General features: G+C 67.2%; 3 protein-coding genes and 2 pseudogenes. 2 read left to right on the plus strand and 3 right to left on the minus strand.

Annotated features, from left to right (window positions below; translation table 11 throughout):
* The first annotated feature begins 345 nt into the window (after positions 1 to 345).
* On the plus strand, positions 346 to 2,115 hold the full coding sequence (locus ACFTZL_RS40210) for a SpoIIE family protein phosphatase (protein WP_382594098.1): 1,770 nt from the start codon (positions 346 to 348) through the stop codon (positions 2,113 to 2,115).
* 151 nt (positions 2,116 to 2,266) lie between these two features.
* Here ACFTZL_RS40210 and ACFTZL_RS40215 read toward each other — a convergent pair.
* The 3 genes and pseudogenes from ACFTZL_RS40215 to ACFTZL_RS40225 all read right to left on the minus strand — a co-directional run bounded on the left by ACFTZL_RS40215 (position 2,267) and on the right by ACFTZL_RS40225 (position 4,942).
* A pseudogene (locus ACFTZL_RS40215) lies at positions 2,267 to 3,753 on the minus strand (NF041680 family putative transposase).
* 94 nt (positions 3,754 to 3,847) lie between these two features.
* Positions 3,848 to 4,438 (minus strand): SMI1/KNR4 family protein, encoded by a 591-nt coding sequence (locus tag ACFTZL_RS40220; RefSeq protein WP_382594101.1) that lies wholly within the window; start codon positions 4,436 to 4,438, stop codon positions 3,848 to 3,850.
* 144 nt (positions 4,439 to 4,582) lie between these two features.
* A complete protein-coding gene (locus tag ACFTZL_RS40225) occupies positions 4,583 to 4,942 on the minus strand; it encodes a VOC family protein (protein WP_382594103.1) in 360 nt (119 codons plus the stop codon).
* Between the two features lie 286 nt (positions 4,943 to 5,228).
* Here ACFTZL_RS40225 and ACFTZL_RS40230 point away from each other — a divergent pair.
* Positions 5,229 to 5,539: pseudogene (locus tag ACFTZL_RS40230) on the plus strand (aminoglycoside phosphotransferase family protein); the annotation flags it as partial.

Raw genomic sequence — 5,539 nt, forward strand, 5'->3', positions numbered from 1 at the left:
GCGGCCTTGCCGGCGGCAAGCACGTCCTCTTCCAGCCGGACCTGCGTCTGCTTCTTGATGGAGGTCACACCAGCATGGTAGCAGGGTGGTAGCAGTCTCGGGTGGGACACGAGGATGGGCCCGCGGAGACTCACACACTGTTTTGCCAGTGCACCTGCGAAGCGGCAGCACCGTCGAGCGGTGCATCAACCGCCCGCAGCGGGGGCGCGGCATCGCCACCCGCTACGAGAAGACCGCATCCGCCGCCGCACCTCACATCGCTGGGATCCTCCACCGCCCGCCCGATGCCCCCAAACAAAAGCGCCCGGCGGGATGTAAGCGAGAGAAGGGTATATATCGTAACATTTGGACCATTTCTTGATCGACGGGATTGGCTTTGATGAAGACAGTGAGAGGGAACCAGTGAGCGGTCAGGGCTCCATGCCGCAGTGGCTCTTCCCGGAGTGTGAGGGCCTGCCGTCGCGCCGGTTTGTTGAGGAGACTCTGGCCCCCATCTCCGTTCTCGACGAGCAGCTGCGCCATCTGTACGTCAACCCGGCGTGGGTGAAGGTCAGCGGTGTGCCCGCCTCCGCGTTCTTGGGACGAACGCTCGGGGAAGTGCTACCGGACCTCCAGAGCCCGGACGACGTCCTGGTCGAGGTGCTCGCCGACGGGCAGCCTCGGGAGGCAACCATCTCGGGAACGACGGGAGTGTCCTCGCCGCTGGGGCAAAGGCTCTGGCGAGCGGTCTACCACCGGGTGGATCTACCTGGCCAGGGCGCATGCCTGTGCGGGATCGGCGTGGAGATCAGCAGCCTGCGGCGCTATCTGGACGACCTGGAGACCGCGCATCAGCGGCTCGCCCTGCTGGATGCCGCAGCCACGCGCGTCGGCACCACACTCGACGTCGAAACCACGTGCCAGGAGCTGGTCGACCTTCTGGCCCCCTCCCTGACCGACATGGCCGCGGTAGCACTCGTCGAGGACGAGTTCACCGGTGCTCCCCCACCTCCGCCCGGCTTCCTGCGACTGAGCAAAGCCAGAGGGGTAGCGCCCTCTGGGATGGAATGGCTACTTCGGCAGCTGGGCGGACCAGGACCGCATGTGGACGTCCCCCGGGGCGTCGCCACACGGCAATGCCTGGACACCGGGCGGCCCTGGCTGGGCAACCTGGCCTCGGACGAGCTGTTCCAGAAGGTGACCGTGGACCCCGAGCGAACCAAGCTCTTCCGTGCAGCCGGCATCCACTCACTTCTCATCGCCCCCCTGAACGCGACCGGCCGCCCGGTCGGCATCATCCTTCTGGGACGGGCCGGCGCCTCGCAGCCCTTCAACGACGACGACCTCATGACCATTCAGGCGCTGGCCGACCGGGCCGCCCTGTCCATCGACAGCGCGCGCCGATACAGCTACGAACACACCATGGCGCTGGAACTCCAGCAGGCACTGCTGTCCGAACCCAGCACCCCTCACCCCGCTGTCGAAGTGGCCGCCCGTTACCTCCCCTCCGGCCGCAGTGTCCTCGTCGGCGGCGACTGGTACGACTCGATTCCCCTCGCGGACTCCCGCACCTTGCTGGTCATGGGCGACGTTATGGGCCACGGCTTCCAGGCCGCCGTCGCCATGAGCCAGTACCGCTCCCTGCTCCGCACCATCGCCGCTTCCGGCACGAGCATCGACAAGATCCTCGGTGAGTTCGACCGCCAGGTCGCACAACTCGGCCTCGACCGCCTCGCCACCTGCCTCCTGGCGGTTATGGATCCCCGAGCGGGCACCTGCACGGCGGCCAGCGCCGGGCACCTGCCACCGGCCGTCCTGCGACCCGGCGGCATCATCGAGGTCCTGTGGCTCCCGGCTGGCCCACCCATCGGCACCGGACTCGGCGGCTACCAATCGCTCACCACACAAATCGACTGCGGCTCCACGCTGCTGCTCTACACCGACGGACTGGTGGAACGCCGCGGTACTGACATCGACATCTCGGTGCAGGCGCTCGAGGCGCTGAGCCTGTCGGCGGACGGACCTTTGGACGACATGCTCGACACGCTCCTGGCCCGCCTGGCAAACGGTGCTTACGAGGACGACGTCGCGATCCTCGCCGCCCGCCAGCGCGCCGACCCGCTCGCGCCGCCCTGATACTCCCGGCCCACAAACCTGGCCTGCACAGCGCGCGACTCGGTCTTGGCTGCAAAGGACGCACCGGGCCGTGCCTGGGCAAACGTCTACCTCACCAACGGCGCACGCCAGTTCCTCACCGTGGAAGCTTGAATGCCTCTGAGCTTGTCTTTTAACCTCTGAGGCTGTCGCGCTCAATGATGCTCTCGGGTCGTCTGGTCGTCTTCCCGACGTCATAGCGGTTCGTGGGACGACGATTCTTGGACCCAAGCGGCCTTCCTGGTCCGGGTGTTGAGGGTTTCGGTGCACGGGCCGGACAGTGCAGGTGTTGGCGGATGTTCCGAAACCCTCGGCGGACACGGGCCGGGGTGAGCCGTGCGGGCTCGGCTGGCCGCTCCCAGGGGCGGCGGAGATCCGCCGCGGCTTCGCGAGTGAGCCGGAGTTGGGTGTGGGCGGCGATCATGAGCCACGCCCAGAGGTCGCCAGCCTCGGGGCTGCGGAGCTTCGGTCGGGTCCATCCGAGGGTTTGCTTCATCAGCCGGAAGGTGTGCTCCAGGTCGAACCTCCTCAGGAACGCCTGCCAGCGCACGTCGATGTCCTCGCCGGTCAGGCCGGTGGCGGAGGACCACAACCAGACGGGCAGCCGGTCGTTGTGCCGGGCAGGCGGTCGACCTGGAGGCGGATCAGGGTGCCCTCGATTACGGGGAGGTCGCCTGTGTGGACGATCCAGGCGGAACGAGTGGTCAGTCGGGGGTGGATGCGGTCCCAGGCCATTGCTCGGGCGGTGCAGTACCGGTCGGTGACCTGGACCGTCGCCGCGTCGGGCTCGCCCCAGGTCTCAGGCTTGGCGAAGCGGAACTCATTGCCGTGCTTTGGCGGGCGCCCGCCCTGTGGCGGGGAGATCCACGGCACCGGGACCGGCTTGCGCATCACCCGATCCGTGCGCATTCGCCCAAGGACCTCCACCGGGAGCCCGGCCAGGAGGTGAGCCATGCGCGGGGCGTCGTATCCGGCGTCGAAGATGACCAGGATGTCGCGGCCGCCGACGTGCCACCGGCCCATCTTGATCAGATCGACGACCACCCGGCGGACCTGGGCGGCGGTGACCTCGGCGACGTCGTCGTCCGGACCGAGACAGACGGCGTCCAGGAGCTGGCACCAGGACCTCCGGCCCGTTTCCAGGGCGGCGACGAACGAGTACGGCCAGCCGGGTATGAACTGATCCGAGGACCGGCCGCTGCGGCCGTAGACGTGGCAGAAGAGGCGGTCCGGGCTGGTCGGGGCGTCCGGGCGGAGCCAGTGACAGATGTCGACTGCGAGGACCAGGCGCCCGTCGCCGGCCTGCGGCATGGGCAGGCCGGGCAGCACCTGCCGCAGCCGGGAGATATCGATTTTCCCGCTGTTCAGCGCGTCATACATGGCGCCGTGCCCGCGCCGGTGCTCAGCCACCAACGTCAGGTCCACCGGCGCCCTCACCGGCCCGTCCGCACACAGCAACGCGTCCACCAGCTCGAACAGTTCGTCCCCGCGTGCGGTCAGGCAGTCGAATCGGTCGTCCCTGTAGCGCGACGCCACCCCGAACGGCTCTCCCTCTCCGTCTTGATGCAGCAAACCCACCCCGGCCTTCGCCTGTCCTGGTCTCACCTCGGAGCTCAGCATCAAGCGAAGGCCGCCTCGCTGTCGGGCAGTTGCCGTTGTGACGATCAAGTTCGAGGGACCATTCGAGTGGTCGAGGTCGCGACCTGAGGTGGTGCTACTCGGGCCGCCACCAGCCCTGTCCGACATCCCAGTCCCTCACCCAGTGCAGGAAATCGCCCTGATGCTGATCGGACGGGGAGCTGGCATAGGGTGCGGCGCATCCGTCTCTGAGCCACCACACCCGACCGCGTTGCGGCCCGGTCACCACCAGCGTCCAGTACTCACCGGCCCTGTCGCTGCCCAGCAGCACAGAGCCGTGCTGGTAGGTCTGGTGCAACAGAGTTGAGTGGCGAGTGTGGTCGTAGTAGTCGTACTCCCACTGCCATTCCTCCTCGAGAGGGAAGGGCTGACCGGGCATGCGTATGGTGGTGCCATCGAACGGCTCCGGGCTCATCCAGCCGTCCGCTTCCCAGACGGCCCAGCTGTCTGGTTTCTCTCCCACGGGCAGCAGACCACCCTCATCAGGCGGACCGTCGTCGGTACCGTTCGCGATCTCGGCCACGAAGGTGCGATACGGCTCAGGCAACACCACGCTGTGCCTGCGCTCCCATGCCCGAAGCGCCTCCCAGCCCAAAGGGCAGTGGCGGGCCTCGGCCGGAAAGGTGTCGCGCAGCAGGGCTATCGCACCCGAAATCACAGCATCCACGCTCCACAGGTATCACCGGTCACCGACACTCTGACCTCGGACCACATGAGGCAGCGAGTTAAAAGACAAGCTCAGCGTCTGGCGAATACCCAGGTGAGCGACCCAGTTCGAGTCATTTTCGACGCCGGACCCTAGAGAGCAAGGTCAGGCTCCCTCGGGAGTGATCAGACAGAAGGGACGGCCGACGGGGTCCTCGTAGACGCGGTAACCGATCGGCTTGTCCGAACCATCCAGCAGCGTCGCACCGAGGGCGAGCACCTGGGCCTCAGCCGTATCGAGGTCCATGACCATCACGTCGATGTGCATCTGCTGAGGACGCGCGGAATCCGTCCACCGCGGTACGCGAAAATCGTCCACCCGCTGGAAGGCGACCACCGGAGTGCCCACCGCGTTCTGGAGCACGACGAAGTCGCCGGTGTCCGCCTGCCGTGAGAGTGATAGCAGCTTCTCGTAGAAACCGGCGAGTTCATCCGGGTCGGGACAGTCGATGACAACGGTGTACAGGGCGTCCGATCATCCGGCTCACTCTGCCACTGGCCCACGAGCGGGCCGAACGGCAAGGGCCCAGCCCAAGGTTAAAGAACAAGCTGAGAAGCCGTTCCTGATGACTACATGACAGGTCGCGCCCGGTGCGGGGCGGTCACCGCCGGTCTTGGGCAAGGTTCTGTTCTGAAGCAGACAGTCGAGGGACGAGGCGTCCGAAGAAATCATTCGGCGTTGAGGAGTGGTTCGCGTAGGGTGCCCCGGTTGTCGAGCCGGGAAGGCGGTTGTGAACGTGGCACCTCGGAAAGTGACGCGGGAACAGTTGGCGGGGGCAGCGCGGGCCGCGCTGGGTAGGGGGCGGCGGCTCGAGGCAGTCGAGCGGCTCGCGGGCGGCACTACGAAGGGCGTGTACCGCCTGACGATGGACGACGCAGCGACGGCGATCGCCTATCTGTGGGAGGAGTCGGAGAACTACTGGCCGGCGGCCGCGGGCGACGGCGACCTCACCGATCCGTTTTCGCCCGGTGTCGGACTCGACCTGTTCGCGGCCAGCCACTCACGGCTGGCCGCGCTCGGCCTGCGGGTCCCCGAGGTCTACCTGGTCGACCGCGACCGCAC

This window comes from Streptomyces sp. NPDC056948, assembly GCF_042674225.1.
Classification (GTDB): domain Bacteria; phylum Actinomycetota; class Actinomycetes; order Streptomycetales; family Streptomycetaceae; genus Streptomyces; species Streptomyces purpurascens.